The 19,503-nt window shown below is 57.4% G+C and carries 18 protein-coding genes; 12 read left to right on the top strand and 6 right to left on the bottom strand.

Features of this window, described 5'->3' with window-relative positions; genetic code table 11:
- Positions 1-95: 95 nt before the first annotated feature.
- Positions 96-731 carry a DUF2971 domain-containing protein gene (locus N5E02_RS01200; protein ID WP_180877561.1) on the bottom strand — a complete coding sequence of 212 codons (636 nt, stop codon included), beginning with the start codon at positions 729-731 and terminating at the stop codon, positions 96-98.
- A 770-nt stretch (positions 732-1,501) separates the two neighbouring features.
- On the opposite strand from N5E02_RS01200, the gene N5E02_RS01195 reads away from it, so the two are divergent.
- The 3 genes from N5E02_RS01195 to N5E02_RS01185 all read left to right on the top strand — a co-directional run bounded on the left by N5E02_RS01195 (position 1,502) and on the right by N5E02_RS01185 (position 2,893).
- The gene (locus N5E02_RS01195; protein ID WP_279945737.1) at positions 1,502-1,846 is read left to right on the top strand and encodes an H-NS family nucleoid-associated regulatory protein; all 345 of its coding nucleotides are present in this window, start codon (positions 1,502-1,504) and stop codon (positions 1,844-1,846) included.
- A gap of 126 nt (positions 1,847-1,972) precedes the next feature.
- Positions 1,973-2,095 carry a hypothetical protein gene (locus tag N5E02_RS01190; RefSeq protein WP_258010005.1) on the top strand — a complete coding sequence of 41 codons (123 nt, stop codon included), beginning with the start codon at positions 1,973-1,975 and terminating at the stop codon, positions 2,093-2,095.
- A gap of 429 nt (positions 2,096-2,524) precedes the next feature.
- Complete coding sequence (locus N5E02_RS01185) at positions 2,525-2,893, top strand: JAB domain-containing protein (protein WP_279945736.1); 369 nt, start codon at positions 2,525-2,527, stop codon at positions 2,891-2,893.
- A gap of 76 nt (positions 2,894-2,969) precedes the next feature.
- Here N5E02_RS01185 and N5E02_RS01180 read toward each other — a convergent pair whose 3' ends face one another.
- On the bottom strand, positions 2,970-3,356 hold the full coding sequence (locus N5E02_RS01180; protein ID WP_180877563.1) for a helix-turn-helix transcriptional regulator: 387 nt from the start codon (positions 3,354-3,356) through the stop codon (positions 2,970-2,972).
- Positions 3,357-3,545: 189 nt separating this feature from the next.
- Between N5E02_RS01180 and N5E02_RS01175 the strand changes: the two genes are divergently transcribed.
- A complete protein-coding gene (locus N5E02_RS01175) occupies positions 3,546-3,890 on the top strand; it encodes a hypothetical protein (protein ID WP_279945735.1) in 345 nt (114 codons plus the stop codon).
- A gap of 676 nt (positions 3,891-4,566) precedes the next feature.
- Positions 4,567-5,184 (top strand): hypothetical protein, encoded by a 618-nt coding sequence (locus N5E02_RS01170; RefSeq protein ID WP_279945734.1) that lies wholly within the window; start codon positions 4,567-4,569, stop codon positions 5,182-5,184.
- A gap of 135 nt (positions 5,185-5,319) precedes the next feature.
- Here N5E02_RS01170 and N5E02_RS01165 read toward each other — a convergent pair whose 3' ends face one another.
- Positions 5,320-5,922, bottom strand: a complete 603-nt coding sequence (locus tag N5E02_RS01165; protein WP_279945733.1) for a hypothetical protein — start codon at positions 5,920-5,922, stop codon at positions 5,320-5,322.
- Positions 5,923-6,341: 419 nt separating this feature from the next.
- On the opposite strand from N5E02_RS01165, the gene N5E02_RS01160 reads away from it, so the two are divergent.
- The 4 genes from N5E02_RS01160 (at position 6,342) to N5E02_RS01145 (ending at position 8,972) form a co-directional block, all read left to right on the top strand.
- Positions 6,342-6,569, top strand: coding sequence for a hypothetical protein (locus N5E02_RS01160; protein WP_279945732.1), 228 nt, complete (start codon positions 6,342-6,344; stop codon positions 6,567-6,569).
- A gap of 296 nt (positions 6,570-6,865) precedes the next feature.
- Positions 6,866-7,174 carry a hypothetical protein gene (locus N5E02_RS01155; protein ID WP_279945731.1) on the top strand — a complete coding sequence of 103 codons (309 nt, stop codon included), beginning with the start codon at positions 6,866-6,868 and terminating at the stop codon, positions 7,172-7,174.
- A gap of 2 nt (positions 7,175-7,176) precedes the next feature.
- Positions 7,177-7,518, top strand: coding sequence for a hypothetical protein (locus N5E02_RS01150; protein WP_279945730.1), 342 nt, complete (start codon positions 7,177-7,179; stop codon positions 7,516-7,518).
- Positions 7,515-8,972, top strand: coding sequence for a YfjI family protein (locus tag N5E02_RS01145; RefSeq protein WP_279945729.1), 1,458 nt, complete (start codon positions 7,515-7,517; stop codon positions 8,970-8,972). Before N5E02_RS01150 ends, N5E02_RS01145 begins: the two co-directional genes overlap by 4 nt.
- A gap of 127 nt (positions 8,973-9,099) precedes the next feature.
- Here the strand turns inward: N5E02_RS01145 and N5E02_RS01140 are convergent, their stop codons facing one another.
- Positions 9,100-9,834: a MobA/MobL family protein gene (locus N5E02_RS01140; protein ID WP_279945728.1), complete on the bottom strand. Its 735-nt coding sequence runs from the start codon at positions 9,832-9,834 to the stop codon at positions 9,100-9,102.
- A gap of 300 nt (positions 9,835-10,134) precedes the next feature.
- On the bottom strand, positions 10,135-11,550 hold the full coding sequence (locus N5E02_RS01135; protein WP_279945727.1) for a hypothetical protein: 1,416 nt from the start codon (positions 11,548-11,550) through the stop codon (positions 10,135-10,137).
- Between the two features lie 379 nt (positions 11,551-11,929).
- On the opposite strand from N5E02_RS01135, the gene N5E02_RS01130 reads away from it, so the two are divergent.
- Positions 11,930-12,253 (top strand): hypothetical protein, encoded by a 324-nt coding sequence (locus N5E02_RS01130; RefSeq protein ID WP_279945726.1) that lies wholly within the window; start codon positions 11,930-11,932, stop codon positions 12,251-12,253.
- A 450-nt stretch (positions 12,254-12,703) separates the two neighbouring features.
- Positions 12,704-14,305 (top strand): hypothetical protein, encoded by a 1,602-nt coding sequence (locus N5E02_RS01125; RefSeq protein WP_279945725.1) that lies wholly within the window; start codon positions 12,704-12,706, stop codon positions 14,303-14,305.
- Between the two features lie 429 nt (positions 14,306-14,734).
- Here N5E02_RS01125 and N5E02_RS01120 read toward each other — a convergent pair whose 3' ends face one another.
- On the bottom strand, positions 14,735-15,136 hold the full coding sequence (locus N5E02_RS01120; protein ID WP_279945724.1) for a hypothetical protein: 402 nt from the start codon (positions 15,134-15,136) through the stop codon (positions 14,735-14,737).
- 666 nt (positions 15,137-15,802) lie between these two features.
- On the opposite strand from N5E02_RS01120, the gene N5E02_RS01115 reads away from it, so the two are divergent.
- A complete protein-coding gene (locus tag N5E02_RS01115; RefSeq protein WP_279945723.1) occupies positions 15,803-19,297 on the top strand; it encodes a hypothetical protein in 3,495 nt (1,164 codons plus the stop codon).
- Positions 19,298-19,503: the final 206 nt, after the last annotated feature.

The following is a 19,503-nucleotide window of genomic DNA, read 5'->3' as shown; positions in this document are numbered from 1 at the left end:
TACTAGGTTCGATGTCTACCTATGGCGGGTAGACATTGAACATTGGAACTAGGCTGACCAGCAAAGCAGCTTCGGCCTGAACAAATTGCTGGTGACTACTCTGCGGCCAAATACGGAAGGCCCTGGCATAGCACTTCTAGAGGGATGATTGAGCTGGGTATAGATCTAAAGAACTCAGGCTCATTGTTGATGTGGTTTCGAAGCCTGACTGCATCTTTGGTCGTCTGGACGAGAACGGCAATCGGCTTGGATGGAAGTGTAAAGCTGCCCTCGCAGCGCCACTCCCGTTCGTGAACCCAATTTATGCCTGTTCCATCGACGGCTTCAAGTCTTACGACACGCCACAGCTCACTTTTTGGAATGCCAAGGAGGCCTAGTTCCTCGTCTGAAAGGTACAGAACAGGCCTGCAGCCATCTTTGTACGCGCGTCTCTTTGTTATGACCACCCCGTACGCTTCATATCGAGGCTTCTTGGGATCTGTATTGGACTCATTGAGCACATACTTGAGTGAGCCCAGCGGGACATCCATGAAGCAAGCAGCGGATGACCCGCCCTTGATGTAGCCAGACTTGGTTGTGCTACCAAATATCTCACCAGTGCCAAGAATGCTAACCAGATTCTCATAGGCAGTGAATTTGTCGGTCTTTACCGTATTTCTTGTGAGGTGAACCAAAAACGGGGAAAGATCAGGGCGCTCGAAGAATGGAAGATCATTGTCAGCAGTTGCCATACTCTCTCTCGCAGTGTCTAGATATCCAATTGCCAGGGTCCCTGGTCACGGGTATGCGAAATAACCACAGCGGGTCACATGGTGAACGTTTCTCCACCGTGCTGCTCGATTCTACGGCGGTGGGTTTCAGCTCACAAGTCAATGCAAAACAGAGAGGCGCGATATCAAAACCTCTGGCTCTTCTGGGGAGGCAAGTGTTGAGTATCGGTCGGCTACTGCGCTCGTCTATCTCCGATAGAGGGCTCGGCAACAGCAAGGTGCCCGGCATCTTGGCCAGCCGAGAAAGCAGCCCGTAGGGCTGAATCACTTTGAGCAATCACCAGCCAAACGTCTTGCCACGGACCTTCGTGCTCAGGCTTGCCTGGTCCAGCAACCAGTGATAGCCCACGTCGTTGGGGTCTGGGTCAGACCAAGGATCGATTTAATGGTGCGGTGCATGCTCGCGGACTTGCACGCCAACTCTGAAGGGCGTCCGTCATCCTTCGCGCAGCGCCGGGTTTTGGCTGTCGTAATAGGCTTTATTTTGCCGGCAGAGATGCGCTTGAATCCCCTTCCTTGAAATAGACTCGTGGCCTTGACGACTCTTAAATCAATTGACGCTGAGATCAAGCAGCTCGAAGCGCAGAAGAAGCTTGTTGAGAATCGTGACAGTGAGCTGCCACAGGCAATCGCTGTTCTCCAGAAGTACTCGGGGAGTTCTCACGGCCGCTCAGCGGCGCCAGCTTGCGAAGCTCGTGGGAAGCGCTGGCGATGACGACGCAGCCGCACCCATGCGAGCGGCGAAGCCTTCGAAGTCTTCAGCTAAGGGACGCACGCTCGGCAAGGTAGCCCCGAAGTACCGTTTGCCCAGCGGCGAGACTTGGACGGGCAGGGGGCTGACGCCGAAGGTCTTCACCGCTTGGGCTAAGTCCGCTGAAGGCAAGGCCTGGAGTGCCGCGAACGTCGGCGAGAAGTATCCTGCCGCAAGTTCAACCAAGCCGCAGGCTAAGGTCGGCAAGGCCGTGCTGAAGAAGGCGCGCAAGGTCGGCGCTAAGGGTAAGGCGGCAAGTGCTCCGGCCAAAAAGGGCGCCGAGAAGATCGCTCGAAAGGCCGTTCGCAAGGCAAAGTCTGCCTGATTTGAAGGCGAGGGCCCCTCTCGACTGGAATCAAAGAAATTTCAAACCTGTACTACGACCTTGAGGACGCTACCGAGAGTCCTTGCGGATAGGGCTCCGCTGGCAGCCCTAGAGGAAGTACACGTGATGTCGAACAGCAAGATCGAGTTGATCTACTGCGTGATGGTGGTCGCCACAGCAGTACTGGCGGGGGTGGTGAAGTGCACCGCCCCAAACAACTGCATCAACTGCAGCTTCATGGATCCCTGATCCCAACTAGCGACATACAGAACGCACAAGGCCCGGCTAGTCCGGGCCTTGTGCGCTTCTGCTGCCAATTACAAAGGAAATGACGATGGTGAACTCAGTTGAAGGTCTGGCCCAGCGCATCCGGGGCCTCTGGATGGCGGCCTTTGCCTCAAGGCTTGGCCGTTGCGACACCGCGAAAACTGGCGACACACAATTAGGAAGCGGAAAAGTGAAGATGCCGCGTGAGCCCCTGACGAGGACGACCACCCGTGCGAGGACTGCCGGCGGTCGCAAGACAGGAGACCGGTGATGCAACTCCAGGCCCGAGTGGATCCCCTAGATCGTAGCCAGTGCGCTGCGATGGAGGCAGCCTCGAAGCTTCGCGATGACCGGGCAATCGCCCGAGCCCTGCGGATACTGCAGCGCCGAGCCTGTAAGCCAGGTCAGGCCATGAGTGACGTCGCCACCTGTGGCGCGTTCTTCCGCCTTCGATTGGCTCATGAGACGCGAGAGCACTTTGAAGTGGCCTTTCTTGACGCTCAACACCGGCTGCTGGCGGTTGAACGGCTGTTCTCCGGAACGATAGGCTGTGTCAATGTCTATCCGCGGATCGTGCTTCAACGGGCACTGGTCCTGAACTCAGGAGCTGTGATCCTGGCCCACAACCACCCCAGTGGGAACCCAGACCCGTCGGCTGCAGATCGAGCTATTACGACACGCCTCAAAGAGGCTCTTGGCCTGGTCGATGTCAGGCTGCTGGATCACTTCGTTGTGACAGCGGACAAGGCGCTATCGATGGCTGCGCGGGGAATGCTTTAACGAAGCAGCTGCCGCTTCATTGATACCTGGCAAGAGAACTTGGTGCAGTGGTCCCGCAGTAAGCGTGGCGCGGCAGTTATAGGGCGGTCCCGGAGTTCTCAATCTTGTCTATGAACTCCTGGCGTCTCTCGGGCGGTAGCTTGGCCAGAGAAGCAAGTGCCATAGCAAGTTCTGCCTGCTGCTTCTCGCCGAGTGTTCCCAGGCACAAGATCGCATCAGCCATCGCTGAGCTGCCTGCAACAAGGTAGGCGGGTGGAACCTCAAGGGCAGCTGCCAGCACGAAAAGCGAATCAAGGCTGACGGCCATTGATTCGCTTTCATATCGGCTTACTCGTGCCGACGCTGTGTCTTTATCCAAGCCCATGCGAACTCCAACTTCACGTTGACTAAGCCCCCGTAAAGCACGGGCTTGTCGCAAGCGTGCAGCAACCACGCCGCGAGGAACGGGCGTATGGCTGTTCATGAACGGTTGGAGGGCTTGGGCCGCATGCCAACAGGATGACGCCACTTCTACGCACGGGGTAGACTCTACGTGGCACGTAAGTTCGGCGCAACCTCAAGGCCAATCAATTGATCGCATGCAGCGGCTTACGTGTCGCTAGCTGCGGGAAACAGTCAAACGGGCAATTCAATTAACAAGGAACAACACACCATGGGCGTCATCCTCTACAACCTTCTGATGATCTTCTTCCTGGTCCCCCTGACGATCAGGGCATACCTGAGCCTCAAGAAAAACAGTCTTCCGTTGCCGCACTTCCAGAACAACGTGGTGGTCAACCGAGTCAAGCTGCGGAAGGCAATCGGGATCTGGTCCCCGATTCTCTTCTGGGCCTTCCACGGCGGCTGGCTGATGTTCAACCTGTCCATTGATGCCTGGATCGGCGTACTGGCGACCATTGCCTACATGGTCTCAAGCGCCTTGCTCTCCAGCCAGATCAAGGCCAAGCAGATCGGGGTCATCCCAGAGCAGGCTGCCAGTGGCAACGACCCAGCCTGATCGGCTTCAAACGGCCAGCTATCGGCTGGCCGCTTCGTGTGACCGGAGTACAAATGAAAAAAAACGATAGACGAGCGGAAAGCTACCTGGGCTAGGGAGCGAGCTTCGGAGCTGTGGGCTCGGGCGACAGCGCTTGATGCAAATCCAAGTGGCGGCTGGAGGGATCGTGCCCGCCGGCGGCGGGCTGCCGATAGGCTGATCAGAGAAGCGGCCTACTACGAGCGGCTGGCGTCTCGGCTTGACGGGCTGATCGCCAGTGAGGATTGGCTGCCGTTCTAGCTCACGGTCTGACTCGGGAGATGGACTGGCAGGGGGCCTTGCGCCCCCTGCCCGGACTCGACGTCATTTTTTCTTTGTACCTTGCGCCGGGCCATTGCGCGACCATTCGGCGCAGAAGATCGGCCGCTTAAGGTCAGCGGCCGATCAGGATCTGGTCCGCTAGTTCAGAACCGCATGCCCTGGATCGGGTGCCAGGTCTGAATTCCCAGCTTTTCTTTCTGGTAGTACGCATAGTTAGTCACTGCAAGCGAAGGCGGCTCTGGCATAGCGGATTCTGCGGTAGGCGCTAGCTGGCCTGTCCGCCTTGGAATCTACAATTCTTCGCCCTGATCGTCCTCTGCGCTAACATTTGGGAGTGGCTCTGGAGTGAATGGAGAGCCTGGTGGGCGAATAGTCCATGGCGCTGTTTCCGTCAGAGGGACATGGCGATCTTATCGGTCTTCACTGCGGGCACAGTTATAAGGATGAGGATGTCATGCGGAACCCGGATATTGCGTTGACGGATGAAGAGCAAGCTTTGTTCTTGTCCATCAAGTTCGATTGGACAGATCACGATGATTTGCGTGGATCGCTTGAGCCGATGAGGCTACTTGCAAAGAGTGTCCTTGGGCGAGGTGCGGTACCGGAGGTTCGAATCGCCTTCTTTACGGATCCTGACTTCAACCCCGGTGGGCGAGGTAAGTCGCGCAAACAGGTGTTCGAGGGCAACGGTACTTGTGGTGATGAAATTCTTGGTCACCCAAGCTTCCTCAAGCATCTTGAGTATTTCATTTGCGGCCCAGAGCTTCCTGCTGTTGTGATTGAAAGGTTCAAGAGCGAAGCAACTGGCTCCGGCTATCTTACGGGCGGGGACATAAACGACCTAACGCCCTTCGCGAGATCCTGTGTTCGCTCAAACGGCTTGGACCCTCATCGTGCTGCGGAGGAGTTCTTCAAGCTTGCTGTTGAGTGCGGTGCAATGCCGTCTTCCGCAGAGTCCGTGCGAAGTTCGGTTCGTGCGGTGAAGTTGCGATAGCAAATTGCGATGGTGTCGCAAGTATGCCGAAGGGCCATAGCACTAGAGCTCTACCTTTGGATGCTGCGACTCGAAGAGCTGAGAAGGCAAGCGGGCCGCCCTGTTCGGGGCGGCCCGGGCTACGATCAAGTTTGATCAGATTTCATCGTCGCGCCAGGTGTCGTCCGGGCTTGCGCCATCCTCGCACTCTATATAGATCAGGCCGGCACGTCCGGCTTTAAAGAACAGGAGCTTGCCCCAGACGTCCATGGAGTGTCCGTTGTACATGCGATCACTATCGGGGTCGTACTCGCCGCTCATGGTGCCGGTCGCCTCGATACTCCACTCCGTTGGAGCTTCCCATAGGTCGCCACTGGTCGTTGCCTCGTCTTCCATGTAGGGGCCTTCTTCGAAGGAGGCATTGCTCTCCGCAGTTGCCATCGCTGTTGAATCGCCCTCGGCGATGGCCAGTTCCAGCATCTCTCGCGCGTATCCATCGTAGAGATCGGATATGCCACTGTGAACGGGAACGGTGGCCACTACCTTCAGCGCTTCGACACAACTATGTACGGCTATCTCGGACAGGCCAATGCTACTGGCCCGGACTAACCCCAGCGGAATATTCAGTATCAGCCGCTCGGCGTCGTCGAGATGGTAATCCAGGTTCTGGTCAGACTCTTCGACGTATAGAGCGGCCAAGGTCCTGTAGCCGAGCAATGCGGCGACAACTTCTGATAGATGTGAGCGGGAGATGTTCACGCCCCGCCGGCACATAGCTTGAGATGCCGCATATGCGGCGCTACTGACAAGTTTCATAGGAAATGCCTCTTACTGCTCGAGACGTCGGACGTTTTGTCGTCCTCGGGCAGCCGGCTTTCCGGTCGTCGAAAACGGAGGGGTGCGGTCCTGCAGGTCAATCGGCCTGTTTCAAGCTGTCCGAAGCTTAGGCGGGCGCCCAGCCACTACCATAGCCCCGGAACTTGGGAGACGCAACCAACATGACAATCTGGTCAGATCGGGACGTAGAAGTGGCTTACGACGTGGTCGCCCGTTGGAGGACGCAGCCTGCGGGAACACCTCTGCGATCCGTGACATTCTCCGCAGCGCAGAGGTCGAGGTGTCACGAGAATGTTGCGCTCTATGTAGCTGAACACGGGGGTGAAGTGGTCGGAGGGTTCTTGGTCGAACGCGCCGCCAATGCGCCTTGGGTCTACATTCGTGCGCATTCGGTTGTCCATATGGGCGACGAGCTGATTGATCCAACACTGAGCGCTGAGGACCTAGAGGCACAAGCGTTCTTCGTGCACCTCGGGCCGGTGCAAGAGTTTCGCGAGAGAGCTCAGCGTTGGGCGCAGATGCCGGTCCAAATCCCGCAGCCGGAGGCTACGGATGAGTCGTACCTGTAAGAGTGGTTGCCCGCCGTGCGGCATCGATAGGCATACCTTGATCAATGCGATAGAGCAGGGCGCTCAGTCATGCGGTTGCGATTCCGAGACGAGGCCGATTGTCGGGGGCTGATCTAGAGAGCCAGAAGGACTCGATCACTGCGACCTGTTCGCACCGGAATGACTCCAGAACCGAATCCTTGAATTTTTGAGCATGTTGTTCCAGGCCGCACACGGATCAAATGGAACCCGACAGGCACACGGCCTGTCGGGAATCCGGCCGGACTCCTTCACATCAACACCCGAAGGTTTCCAACATGAACACGATCCAGACGCGTTCGGCGCTGATGCCGGACTGTGGCACCGTTTTGCCCGCCGACTCAGCATTCGCTCTTATCCCCGAAGGCCTGCGTGACCGCCCGGCCTTGAGCCTGAAGGAGCTGCTCCGGGTGATCCCGGTTGGCCGCAGCAAGGCCTATATGCTGATGAAGGAGGACCCGACCTTCCCCAGGGGGGTGCCGCTCTACGACGGCGAGAACTCCCCCAAGTTCTACTGGACCCACGAGGCCATCGCCTGGCTGCAGGGCCGTGCCGCCAAGATTGGCGCCAACAAGGGAGGGCTGTGAGCATGAACAGTCTCGTCGACGCCCTGGCTGGCATCCACACTCCTCTGGACCGCCTCCAGCACGCCTTGGATCAGGATCTGAGCCTGGGCAAGAGCAAGCTGGAGATGGATTTCCGCCAGGCTTACCCCGTGCTGGAGCAGTACCTGATGCAGCGGACGCGCAAGCGCTTGGCGATGGAGCGCTTCAATGCCGCCTACGACCACCAGCTGAGTCTGCCCCAGTTCCGTAAGCTGCTGAACGCGGAGCGGGTGCGCCGGCAGGAGACGGGCGACATCGTGGTCTGCTCCGGTTGCGGGCAGCCCGTCCTGAGCTCACCCGCGGCCGAACAGATGGAGTCCGAATGACCACCACCTTTGGCCGTGTTGCCCCCCGCTATCCACTGAACGCCTTCCTGGTGGTGGCGCGCGAAGCGGGTTACGAGATCTCCCGCAACGTTCAGGCACCGGAGGCGCTGATCGGGATGAGCTTGATCAACGCCATCTCCATGGCGTGCCAGGGACTGATCGACGTCAAGCTGCCCACGGGCCTGATCAGGCCCGTATCGCAGAACCTGCTGATCATTGCCGAATCGGGCGAGCGCAAGTCGACCGTGGCCTCGCTGCTGTTTGCGCCGTTTCGCGACGCTGACACGAAGGCACTGGCAACCCATAAGGAGAAGAAGAGGGCGTACCAGGCCGAACTGGGTGCGTGGGAGGCCAAGCTGAAAGGTCTGCGCAGCGCAGTTGCGCGGGCGGTCAGTCGCGGCCAGGTCAGCGACGAGCTGGAGGCTCGCCTACTGGAACACGGCCGCTGCAAGCCGACCGAACCCCGACTGCGCTACTTCATGCGGCAGGAGATCACCGGCAAAGCAATCACCGAGGCGCTGGTGGGGGACGGGGAGTCGATCGCCATCAGCACCGACGAAGGCCATGTCCTGTTCCGAAGCGAGGCGATGTCTCATCTCGGGCTGTTGAACCGGTTGTGGGATTCCCCGGGCGTGCTGATGCGCGACCGCGCGGACGAGAATCTGCTGGCCATGAATCCCCGGGTGTCGGTCAGCATCATGACCCAGCACGAACCGCTCAAGGCCTTCCTGGATCGAAAGGGGTCGGTTGCAAAAGGCAGCGGCCACTGGGCGCGCTACCTGGTGGGCTGGCCGCAATCGAACATGGGCTTCCGCCAGGTGAGCGGAGAGGAACCGACCTGGGAGCATCTGCCGGCGTTCCAGAAGCGGATTGGGGTGCTGCTGGAGCGTTACCGGACCCAGATCGAATCGGGATCGATCGAGCGCGAACTGATCGAGTTCAGTCTCGATGCGAAGAGCCGCTGGGTTGAACTGGCGCAGGAGACCGAGCGTCTGCTTCGCCAGGGTGAGTACCTGAGCGACATCAACGACTTTGCCGCCAAGGTAATGGAGATCCTGGCACGGCTGGCGGCTGCGATGCACTACTTTGCTGAGGAGGCCGGCCCGATTTCAGTCGATACCCTCAATCGAGCGTTCGAGATCGTCAAGTGGCACGAGAGCGAGTACAAGCACTTGTTCTCGCCTGACTCGGTAGTGCCCCAGGATCTTGTCGATGCCCGGGCCCTGGCGCACTACCTCAAGACCCGGATCTGGCGCGGCCCCTTCTCTGATACCTGGGTTCCGCGTAACCACGTGCTTCGCAATGGTCCCGTCAGGAACCGTAGCCGTCTTACTGCAGCTTTGGACCTGCTCCAGGCGCGTGGTGCTCTATGGATCATGACCGGGGCGATGGACCGGAAGTGCTACCTGCGGCTGGCCGACAACTTCTTTGGCCAGATGCAGATGTCCCTGTAGGATGGGGCAGGGATCGGTGAAGGCGAGGGCGTTGGCCTTCACTCGATCCCTGCTAAGGCCGCTTCTTCCTCTGCAGGCCGGCTGAGGCCCGAGCGACTCTGCGACAAAATCGCAAAGTCGCCCTTGTTCAACAGGGCGCCAGCGGGGTGGCGGCATCATGGCCAGCCCGATACGCCACGTACTGGGCCTTCTCCCCGTCGGCCATCCCCTTGACCAACAACGGACCCAAGTGGCGCTCTGCCCGTCGTTCCAGTCCCTGGTCCCGAAGGCTGCGGTGGTCCACCCTGGCACTGTAGCCGCACTCGGCCAGCATCTCGTTCTGAGTATCGGCCACCAGCTTGCGTCTGGCCGTGACGTCCTGCCGCAGTTCCAACGGACTCTTGCCCCCGCTGTCCTTCCTGCAGCCGCCTTCACTCGGACGGGTCGGGTTGTAGCGCGAGAAGGTTCGATCTGGAGTACGTTCGATTCCATCCGGAACGCGGTCCGAGCACATCAAGTGGACGTGGGGGTTCTCGATACCGCCAAGCGCGCCCTCTGGCGCATGGAGTGCGTACTGGTACGGTTTGGTTCCGGCCAAACGCTGAGCGAGTCGCTCAGCCAGCTCAATCAGTTGGGGTTGGGTCAGCTCGCTGGGCAGTGCGATCTCATGCTCGCGATAGGCCGCGCCGTTGGCACGCTCATGGCGGTCGGCCATGCTCCAGAATGCTTTGGGATCCTCCTGGGCCCATGCCGGTAGGTTGCCGTGACTGGCGTGGACCAAATCCTCTCGCTCGCTGTGCGAGCCCTCCCGCTGGATGTAGCTGCTGTGTCTGCGAGCGGTGCCCCTCTTGCCGCTCTTGATGCTGTAATGGAAGCTTGCCATTGCTGTATCACCCTTTCTCTATGCGTAAACGAAAAAGGCCGACAAGATTGCTCTTGTCGGCCTGTGTGGAGTGGGGTTATTCGTTAGCGAATACGGCAGGATAGAGAAACGGTAAGTGCGCGTGCTACAGCCTCCTGCATGCAACCTGTAAGTATCGCTATGTGGAGACCTGACACACCCTCGTGTATCAACTCTGTACATAGGCACTGTTCTACAGCGCCTCCTAATGCTCACGTCTCTCTATCCCTGCTAGCTGCGAACACATCACTTCCATATACATAGGGCCGGTGGTGTATGAAATTACCGATTCATTCGATAGTGGTCGATGGCCAGGTCTTTGGCGAGGTTCACACAGTATAAGTTCAGCGTGTTCAGCCCGGTAGTGATCGCCGTGATGTTCTTCAGATCCAGCACGGAGCGGTACGCGCCCAGTACCGCGATCTGGTATCGCATCCATGCCTGATAGCTGCCGATCGTTCCTGTAAAGATGGCTTGGTACTCGTAGAAACGATTCAGATAGATCTGCATCACGCCTTGATGCTGATACGGCCGGGCATCGCTCAGGCCCTTATCGAAGAGACGCTGGGGGTTCTTGCCCTGATCCGTCTGGCCGTGCCAGTACGGCTTATAGTCCTGTCCACGCTCCTGTTGGTAGCGGAAGGAGCAGAACGCGGCCACCACGTCGTATACAGTCAGGACTGTGGCGTCCGGATCCGTACAGTCGAACGATCGATAGGCGTACGAGACAAGCAGCGGTCTGACGCGATCGCGGTGCGCCTGAAGCTGTCGGACGGTCGTAGGGATGCCGGTGGCCTTTTGGACCAACTCGCACATCGCTTCCGAGTGCTCAAGCAGCAGGTAGTGGAACGTACTGATTGAGAAGACACGGTCAGCCGGTCCATGGTGATACTGGGCGCCATGGGCTGCCAATTCGCAGAAGCGATTGGCGTCATCCTGGATGTCTCCGATCGCACCGTGGATACGTGTTTCCTCCAGGTGTCTGGGGTAGTGCTGGATGAAGTGCCGGAATGGCAGTGTCTGAAGGTAGATGTACATCGCCTCTGCAGCGGATGGGGACATCTCTTCCATCAGCTCAACGCGGAACTGGTCGAGCGGCTCGGAGATCGAGTCGAACGCGCTCACCAGTAGCGCCTCCTTCACGCCGAAGGCGTCATGTAGGATTTGGGAGACCTCATCGTTCGTTCGCTCAACGTGCAGGAGCAACTCTTCAGCGACGGAGTGCTTATCCCTGCGAGAAAGCATTTGCTTAAGCGTACTCAATCTGGACGGATCGATCTCCAATGCCAGCGAGTCGCACAGGGTCTGGATCAGCTCGTAGGCGTCCGTGTCACGCGGCACGGTGGTAACGGTGCTGAACTCCATCGAAGCCAAGTCCTCTAGCTGCGGGGGCGATAGCAGTCTCAGTACGTTCTTGGAGTGGTTGTGGTCGGCCAGAAAGAGCAGGCGAATGGTCTTCAGGACTGGCAGCGGTAGGGACTGCTCCCTGCCCGACACATCCACGCCGATTGTGGATCTGACGAACTCCAAGGTGCGCTTCAGCGACCTGGTCGTGATCAGCTCTCCATTTTCCTTCACGAGTTCGATGTTCAGCGCGTCGATCAGGTCCGCCAAGGTTGCGGTTCTGGCCGCAGCGCAGGGTGAGAAATGAAACTCCGCAGGTCTGATGTGAGCCTGCTGCTTGTCTACTTTTGCCATGTGGAAGAGCCGAGTGTTGAGATCTATTGCTATCGCAAGTGAGATCGCAACGTTTGCATGATAGGTAAGACACCTCAATTCGACCCTCCAAATTGATGCGCGGCTGTGGTCTCGGGAAAGGCCGCAAAGAGCGCCGCCTAGCTTGGTGGACTTGAATCCTGGAAGAATTCGGTCGGGCTACACAGGCAAGGACCCGCACTCAGATCCGAGGGCCAAGATTGGCCAAAAGCGACAATGGGTGAGGTGTCTGCCAGTGGAAGGAATGCCAACCAGTCCGGACTTCCAATTTGACCACTCCGTCTCTCTGTAGGAGCACGCGGGCCATAGACAGGTCGGTCAGGACGGGGGATCGTTCGCATAGGTCATCCCCTGGCGCTGCATGAGCATTCTCAACGTTCTGCTTCGCCCTGATCAGCTTTTAGTGGCGGTCGACACCCTCGCGGAAGATGCGCTCTCCGGCGCTACGTCTGCAGGTGCGAAGGCCCTGTTGATTCCGCAGCACAATCTGGTGCTAGCGACCCGCGGCTCAACTCAGTTCTTCCTGAAGATCTACGAGCTTTCTCTACAGGCCAGCTTCCGAAGCGATTTCACGATGGAGCAGCTGATGCGTGAGCTGGGGTTGGTCATCGACCAGCTTTGGCGGAACTACGAACGGGCTGCCTTAGAAGCCGGCTTGCGGGCTGAGATCTCCACACGGAACTAGTGCTGGGCGGTTGGTCACCTCAGGGCCAGCGGTTCGAGGCAACAGCGTATGCGAAAAGCACCAATGCCACGCCTACACTGGTGCAGCGACTTAAAGGTGGCATGGTCTCTCCAGGAGAGCCTCTTGAGGGAAGGAATGATAGCTTCTCGTTTTCGGAAGTATTGACTGCAGGACGTCTCCAGGCTGCATGGCTGAATAGGCGAGTGGGGCGGAGAGTCGCGGGGGGCCATCTCCTTGTTACCACTCTAGAAGAAGACAGTGCGGAGGTACGTGTCCTTGGGGTGTTGGAGCCTTGACCCCATCGGCGCAGGGGAGGGGGCAAAGAACGATCAAGAACGCCCGTTGCGTGAGCTCAGATCTCGATGGCCGCTGCGCAATAAGGAGTCTATCCGTCCTTGGTCTTGCTCTATGCGGCATTGAAAAATTGTGCAAATACCTCAAGGAGGCAGTGTGAGCGAAATTCAGGTCGACATGTTGGAAGTGCAGCTTGGTGCATCAATGCTGCTTCAGTTCCAGGTAGGAGAGAGGACGGTGCGCGTCCTTGCGGATGCCGGCAGCAGCCACGGAGCTTACAAAAAAGATCACGTGCTTCTGAAGCTTCAGAAGCTGCTGGCAGACGGAGACGGGTACCATCCTATCGATCTGCTGATATGTACTCATTATGACGGTGACCATCTCAACCAGCTTGTTCCGGTTGTTGAGAATTTTAAAATTCGTGAGGCGTGGCTGCCCCCAGTAGCGGCAGACGACACTGTCGCATGGGAGGAGCAGGACGAGCCGGAGCTGGGTGACTACCTAGGTAACGCATTTCGCGATCTTGATCGCGGACCAGAGAGATTGCGGGGGTACTTGGATCACAAGGCGCGCACGATAGAATCTGTTGCTCAGATCCGGACTGACGAGCAGGCGCGTTGGCAGCGCGGTGAGCACGAGCTCAAGTTAGATGTTCCTGACTGGGAACGCTGCAAGGACAATCCTGATCAATGGGAGGCGTACTTTCGCCAGACCAGTCGCGTGGCGGGTGCGATCATTGCCAACGGCAGTCACGCTGCATGCGGGGGCGAAGGCCTGCCCACACCTGCGTCTGACATAGTCGAGATGCTTGCTAAGAATTACGGGGAAGATGAGTACTACAAGTGGCAGTACTGGGTTCGCAATGCTGCAGATCATTTTGGGTCTTTGACCGAGTACTATATCAATGGCGGTGCTACTGATCCGCAGATCAGGTCGCTGGCAGGAATTGAGAAAAGTCTTTCTGATCAGGCGATTACTGCAATTCATTTGGCGCGTGTAGTAGAAGCGCTCCAGCGTAAGAGAGTCTTTATTGAATTCAAGTCAATTGCGGACGGGAAGCCGGATACTTACTGCTGGTGCCCGCGATGGAATAGGTTTCTCCTTGGGGTGCCTGAAATCCCAAGTCTCCCCAAGCTGGTTCTACTGGGGCCCTCAAAGAGCCTGATTAAAAAGCACTGGAAGAGGCTGCCGACGATTCACTACGTTGCATTTGCACTTATGCAGCATGTTCCAGTGAAGAGCATTACTCCATCTAACGCGCTTAGCTACTCAATGGTGTTCAACCATGGTGGCCAAGGTGTCTTGATCTCGGGTGATACGGGGTTTGTAGATTTTGTAAAGCCTGAAAGCACGCGATCCAATCTTCTGTTCTACCCTGAGCTTATCAATGAGCTGAAAACATACCTGCCTATAGTTCAGGTCGCTCACCATGGTGGAAATAACAAATACTTCTATCACGCTCTACTGGAGGCTGGGCTAAAGTTCCAAAAGGGGCCCTGTTTCCTTCTCCTGTCACACGAGGAGGACTCGGAGCATCGTCCATCGCTAGCATTCGAAAGCTTTCTTTCCAGGGTGCATCCATGCGATGTCAAGCTTCTATTCACGTCAAGGCCGCGGAAGATCGCAACATACAACTATGAACACCTCTACGAATCGGTTGTAGGGAGCCCGTCGAACAATACGAGAGGTGACGTTCAGATCATTTACAAAGGCGGGGTGTGGATGACAACCAAGCACGCGGTGGTGCCCCACATCTAAACGCTGCCACCCGTACCGGTTAAGCGGCGGACCGAAATGATGGACGCGCAATGGCAGATCTGCGCCAATTCAAGAGCCTGGGTGAGGTTAGTCCCAACTTAGAACGCCGACCGCCGAGGCCTTTCCGTGCTTGGCGGTATCTCTTGTTGCTCTAGGTAGACCAGCATTGGGCCGCAGCTTTGCTAAAGGCTCGGCTTTCCCTTAAATGCTCGCTGCGTACTTTGTACAGATCAACCGAGCCATCGATTACGCCTGTCTGGCGCCCACCTGACCCTGAAACGCAAAGCCTAGCCGCGATGTTCGAAGACGCGGCCAGGCTCAATCGCGTGCGCGATGACTGGCTGGATTGACGTTGGCAACCCCGGGCAATGCCCGGCGGACGTAGCGCCGCGACCAGGTTGTCAGCCTAGTCTCTCCTGAATCGAGATGTCAGCCTGTAATGAAGAAGCTCACGATAGGCTTGAGCATCTTCATCTGGTACTCAACAAGGACATCTCCATCGCCTTGGTCGGTGTCGACCCGGTACGAGAAATCCACTGACTGCTCGCGCTCCTTGAGCTGATATGTGATGCGTGCGTCGCATTGATAGCTGTCGATGTTCTCGTCGTATTCAAGGGTGCGGATGTGTGATATTTCGTAGGTCTCACCGAGCACGCGAAATCCCTCTGATGCAGTAGAGCGGTTGCGGTCTGCGTACTTATCGACCTCCGTCTTTATGGCTTCATCCAGGATCGCCAGCGTGTCGGAGTCTGCGCAATTCGGTGTGCCGCCGGCACAGCCAGCGAGCAACGTGGAGATCGCCAAGATGCTAGCGAGCTTGGTGCCTTTCATGAAGCCTTCCTTGATTGAATCAACTTGATCGTAACGAAGTGATCGGGCCGCAGGGCGTAGGGCAACGCTCAGTCCAGCGCCAGTGGCTGCGTTTGTAGACTATAGTCCGTCGCACTATAGTCGCACCGACACTACCGTCGGTCGTCAATGGCGACCGACGGAAAAGCTGTCCAAAAAGTATTCGGGGAGGTTCTCCGCGCGGTTCGTACCGAGCGAGAGATCTCTCAGCAAGACCTTGCCCTGGAAGCGGATTTAGACCGGACCTACATCTCGATGCTTGAGAGAGGGCTGCGCCAGCCTACGTTGTCCACACTCATCGCTTTGGCGAGTGCAATGGGAACAGATGCGGCCTCTCTAGTGCGAGAAACGACAGATCGACTACGGAAGTAGCTTTGCGGCTGAGCTCCCAGCTGCTGGTGCCAGGATGATCATCTGGTGTGATCGAGCGTTGGGGCAGTCAATTCAAGTTGACGGTGGTGGGCCTGCTATTGGTTGTCCTCACCCGCTGATGCGCTGGATGTTGGAGGGCGAAGGCCCCACCCGCTGGAAGGCCATCCGTCAGCCAATGACTGCAGTTCCCGTCATGCGCGGCAGAAATTTAGCTAGTGCCCACGCGATTCCAGAAAGTCGAGAGCACCGAAACAGCGTTTGGCATGGAGAAGAGAAGTGACGGAAAGCGGTGGTCCGACAACGCAGGCAGGAATTCGTTTCCAGGATAGGGTGGCGGCGCTTTACATGGGGCGCATGCTTGACGCGAGAGAGCGCCCTAGTCGTGACCGCCCAGTTGAAGTCCAGATGGAGACTCTGGACGCTGTGGATGACTTCGTCGTCCGCTTTGATGATGGTTCCAAGCACTTCTTCCAGGCAAAGCTGAGTCTTCAGCGCCACCCAAGCGTGTGGAATGGTCTGTGGCAGGATCTGTACAAGCAGTTCACCAAAGACCTCTCTCCCGATGATCGCCTTGTTCTCATGCTGGGAGAGCCCTCCGCACTCTCTTCCGACCTGACGGAACTTTCCACTCGCAGCAATAGCCTTGATGCAGCAGAGTGGTTGAGCCGCGCAACTGCCAGGCAGGGCGAAATCACTTCCTCGATCGCCGGAGTGCTTTCCGAACCCGCAGAATCTGTCTTTCAGCTGTTTCAACGTCTCGATGTCTGCGTCTGGCCTGGCAGGGATCTCGCAAGGGACTACGCGCCTCTTTGGATGCCTGCAAGTAGTCTGCCTGCTGCGCAGATGTTGGAGGTCCTGGCTGGCTGGGCGTGGGCTGGCTCGGAGACACGCCAGCGATTTGAAGGCGCTACGCTACGTGAGCGGCTGCGCTTGGAGTGGAACGTCAGAATATCTGACGCGCCCAGCTGGGGGCTCGCTCGCTACCGAGATATGGTGGCAGAGATGGCCGTCATCGAGGTGCCGGGCACAGGATTTCGCCAGCAGCGAGAGACGGAGTTTCTCTGGCCTCAATGTTTTAGATACGACCGCGACCGTCGACCAGACTTCGACGACGACTTCCGAGGGTGGCGAGAGTTCAATGCAATCGATGGGATTGATCTTCGTCATTTCCCCAGCGCTGGCATTCGAGCAGCAGTGCTGGTTGCAGGGCCTGGGTTTGGTAAGTCGACCGTAGTCAATGCTATCGCTGCGAGGATTGCACGTGACGGACTGATCCCCGTGGTGATACCGGCAACGGAATTGTCCGATGCGAACTGCTCCATTGGCGATTACCTCGAGCAACGCGTCAATCAAACATTTGACGTAAGAATCGACTGGAGGGCAGCTGCGGCCACAGGTTCCCTTGTGGTTCTCCTGGATGGGCTGGACGAGATTTCAACAGATAGACGTACTTTGGTGTTGGAACGATTCAAAGTGTATCGCGCCGCGTGTCAAGGGGTTCCTTGGCTAATGACCGTGCGCGATCCCGCTGTGCTGGCACCACCAGATGGGGCCGAGATGCTCGAGCTAGCGCCGTTGTGCGAAGAGGACATCAAGACTTACGCGCAATTCTACAGGCCGGGCGAGCCTTCTATCGGCGAAGCTCTTCTAAAAAGAGCGTCGGCCCGCGCTGATCTGGCGCAGTTGACGAGAATTCCAATCTTCCTGTCGCTCATGCTTGTGCTCCGCCTAGAGAATTCTGACCTTCGACGGAGTCAGCTGTTAGAGGGTTACATAGAGACGCTCTTTCGCCCTTCTGAGTTCAAGAAGATCGAGCGTGAGTCAGTAGACGTTGCCACCTTGCGGCGTATCGCTGAGCGGGCTGCGTATGAAGCTCTTGAAGGTGATTCAATCGGACTAACAAAGCAGATTTTTGAGCGAAGCGTTGTCAGCGTTGCTCCTCAAATTGCTGTCGACAACGCGCGCGAGGCCCTGATCCGGCGAGGTCTTCTGAGAAGAACTGGGCTCGCAACTCTCTCCTTTCCGTTCCCCATTGTTCAGGAGTACCTGGCGTCAGCTGAGTTGCTTACGCAGTCGGTGGACGAAATTGTTCGGCGCCTTTCGCTGATCTTCCGCCGCCCTTGGGCTCAGGCGATTCAATTCGCGCTCGAGCGACATCAGAGCCCAGAGATTTTTGTTGCTCGCTTGCTAGATGGACCGGATGACGTGTTCCACACTGCGCTGCGACTGCTCGGGCGATGTGTAGCCAATGGAATGCACATCTCTTCTGAAAGTCGTGATGAGTTAGGGGTGCGATTTGCATCCATTTGGGGAAGTGGGCCCTGGAGAACAAGAAAGCTCGTGGATGGCATCATCCTTGACGCATTCTCAAAGCCCCTTCACGCATCGATTCGGGAGAGACTAGGGGACCGCTGGCTTATCTATCATGGATCAGTCGCGATTGTTGCCTTGAATGGCGACAAGAAGCTGACCCTGTCGGTGCTTAGTTCGCTACTCGACGGTGATCTAAAACACCTTTTCCAGCTTGAAAGTATGCAGGGTGAACTGGATCGATTCGCCGGAGAAGCGCTCGAGCTGTATCTGGCTCGGTGCAGAAGGGGGAGCTTGGCTGAGACAGACGAAGATGCGATTAGTTGCCTAATTGAGAAGCTCGACTGTAGCAATGTCGATCAGTCTCGCTTGTATCTTGCGGCGACGGACACTGGGCTTCCCTTGCCGGTAAGGCTTGTGGCTTGGTCAAAAATGTCAAGTGAGCCAGATGACTCCATAGAAGGGCTCATAATCACTGCAATGCGAGAAGGCAGCTACCGTGCTAGGAATGCTGCTGCAGCGGCACTGGCGCATTCAAAACTTTGTGCTTATGACGTTGTTCGAATACTCAACTCTGGAAGCAGTGATGCTGAAATGCGGATCGATCTCGTCGATCAGCTCCTAGAGAAGTGGCGCGAACGTGGTCTGCAGCACCGTATCCGAGATTTGATGGGTGTCGTGGAGTTGGAGGGGACATGCCGCGATGTCGCTATGCTCTATGCGATTAGTGGAGGGGACCATTCACTGTTTAGTGACCTGTTTGGTCGAATGAGATCGCTTCAGCCGAGAGTGGCGAGCATGGCCGTAAGTTTGCTCGGTCATGTGCAGGATCGAGAGGTAGTGGAGCTTGCTGTGGCAGCGGCGTCCACCAGAGAATGGTCAGCGAAGGAGACGGTGGCGATCTCCGGTGCTTTTGCTACCGGTCTAACCTATCGAATGAAAATGATGGGCTTAGGGACCGGAAGCCTAGAGCCCCGCGAGCTCCATTTTGGGCGATCACTTCCTCTCGATATGATGGGCAAATGGCTCGAACGAGAAGATCAGAGTCCGTTGAATCGGCTGGAAATCTCCCTGGACTGTGTGCAGCTCGGGATGCCTCTGGCCCGCGCCGCTCTAGGGCCCAGCTTGAGGGCCGCGTTGGACGACGGTGCGGGCTCGGAGACCATGAGTGCAATTTCAGCTGCTCGAGCACTGGCGGCACTGCACCGCGCTGGCGAAGGTCTGCCGATTGATGAACTTGAGCAGCTTGCCAAAGAGAGCTCGTACAACCTGGCAGATTGCGCCTTGGAGCTGATCGCAGCTAACGGCTCTCGTGATGACGTGAATACGCTCGTCAATCTCTACTGTCAGGTAAGTCCCGAACTGAAGTTGGTAATCCTGGGCTACCTTGAGCCGCTCGCCAGTCGGCATTCGCTTAAGGTAACAAAGAACTCAGGGAAGCTTGTGATCTCTGCGATTTAGGCTCTACTAGCGCGCTGGTCGAGGTCCTTCCTGACCTTGCTGCGAACTAAGTTCCTCAGCGAACTGCCGCCCTGTCAGGGAGAAGGGGCCGGCATTCGCTGTGGGCTTAGTCGTCTAGTATTCGCGCAGCGGTCGAACTGCCTTGATAGTCGAGACGTCCTGTGATGCCAGTGAGTGCGGGCTTGGGGCCCATGCGTCTTGAAGCA

The organism is Stenotrophomonas sp. GD03777 (genome assembly GCF_029842485.1).
GTDB classification, from domain to species: domain Bacteria; phylum Pseudomonadota; class Gammaproteobacteria; order Xanthomonadales; family Xanthomonadaceae; genus Stenotrophomonas; species Stenotrophomonas sepilia.
The sequence above is the reverse complement of the archived record's forward strand: the minus strand, read 5'-3'. Positions and strand labels throughout refer to the sequence as shown.

What these genes read in the sequence shown, in the direction of transcription:
- N5E02_RS01130 (WP_279945726.1), top strand. Translation starts at nt 11,930, where the DNA reads ATGAGCATTCTCAACGTTCTGCTTCGCCCTGATCAGCTTTTAGTGGCG.
- N5E02_RS01135 (WP_279945727.1), bottom strand. Translation starts at nt 11,550, where the DNA reads ATGGCAAAAGTAGACAAGCAGCAGGCTCACATCAGACCTGCGGAGTTT.
- N5E02_RS01145 (WP_279945729.1), top strand. Translation starts at nt 7,515, where the DNA reads ATGACCACCACCTTTGGCCGTGTTGCCCCCCGCTATCCACTGAACGCC.
- N5E02_RS01120 (WP_279945724.1), bottom strand. Translation starts at nt 15,136, where the DNA reads ATGAAAGGCACCAAGCTCGCTAGCATCTTGGCGATCTCCACGTTGCTC.
- N5E02_RS01185 (WP_279945736.1), top strand. Translation starts at nt 2,525, where the DNA reads ATGAGTGACGTCGCCACCTGTGGCGCGTTCTTCCGCCTTCGATTGGCT.
- N5E02_RS01190 (WP_258010005.1), top strand. Translation starts at nt 1,973, where the DNA reads ATGTCGAACAGCAAGATCGAGTTGATCTACTGCGTGATGGTGGTCGCC.
- N5E02_RS01175 (WP_279945735.1), top strand. Translation starts at nt 3,546, where the DNA reads ATGGGCGTCATCCTCTACAACCTTCTGATGATCTTCTTCCTGGTCCCC.
- N5E02_RS01195 (WP_279945737.1), top strand. Translation starts at nt 1,502, where the DNA reads ATGCGAGCGGCGAAGCCTTCGAAGTCTTCAGCTAAGGGACGCACGCTC.
- N5E02_RS01155 (WP_279945731.1), top strand. Translation starts at nt 6,866, where the DNA reads ATGAACACGATCCAGACGCGTTCGGCGCTGATGCCGGACTGTGGCACC.
- N5E02_RS01140 (WP_279945728.1), bottom strand. Translation starts at nt 9,834, where the DNA reads ATGGCAAGCTTCCATTACAGCATCAAGAGCGGCAAGAGGGGCACCGCT.
- N5E02_RS01170 (WP_279945734.1), top strand. Translation starts at nt 4,567, where the DNA reads ATGGCGCTGTTTCCGTCAGAGGGACATGGCGATCTTATCGGTCTTCAC.
- N5E02_RS01180 (WP_180877563.1), bottom strand. Translation starts at nt 3,356, where the DNA reads ATGAACAGCCATACGCCCGTTCCTCGCGGCGTGGTTGCTGCACGCTTG.
- N5E02_RS01200 (WP_180877561.1), bottom strand. Translation starts at nt 731, where the DNA reads ATGGCAACTGCTGACAATGATCTTCCATTCTTCGAGCGCCCTGATCTT.
- N5E02_RS01150 (WP_279945730.1), top strand. Translation starts at nt 7,177, where the DNA reads ATGAACAGTCTCGTCGACGCCCTGGCTGGCATCCACACTCCTCTGGAC.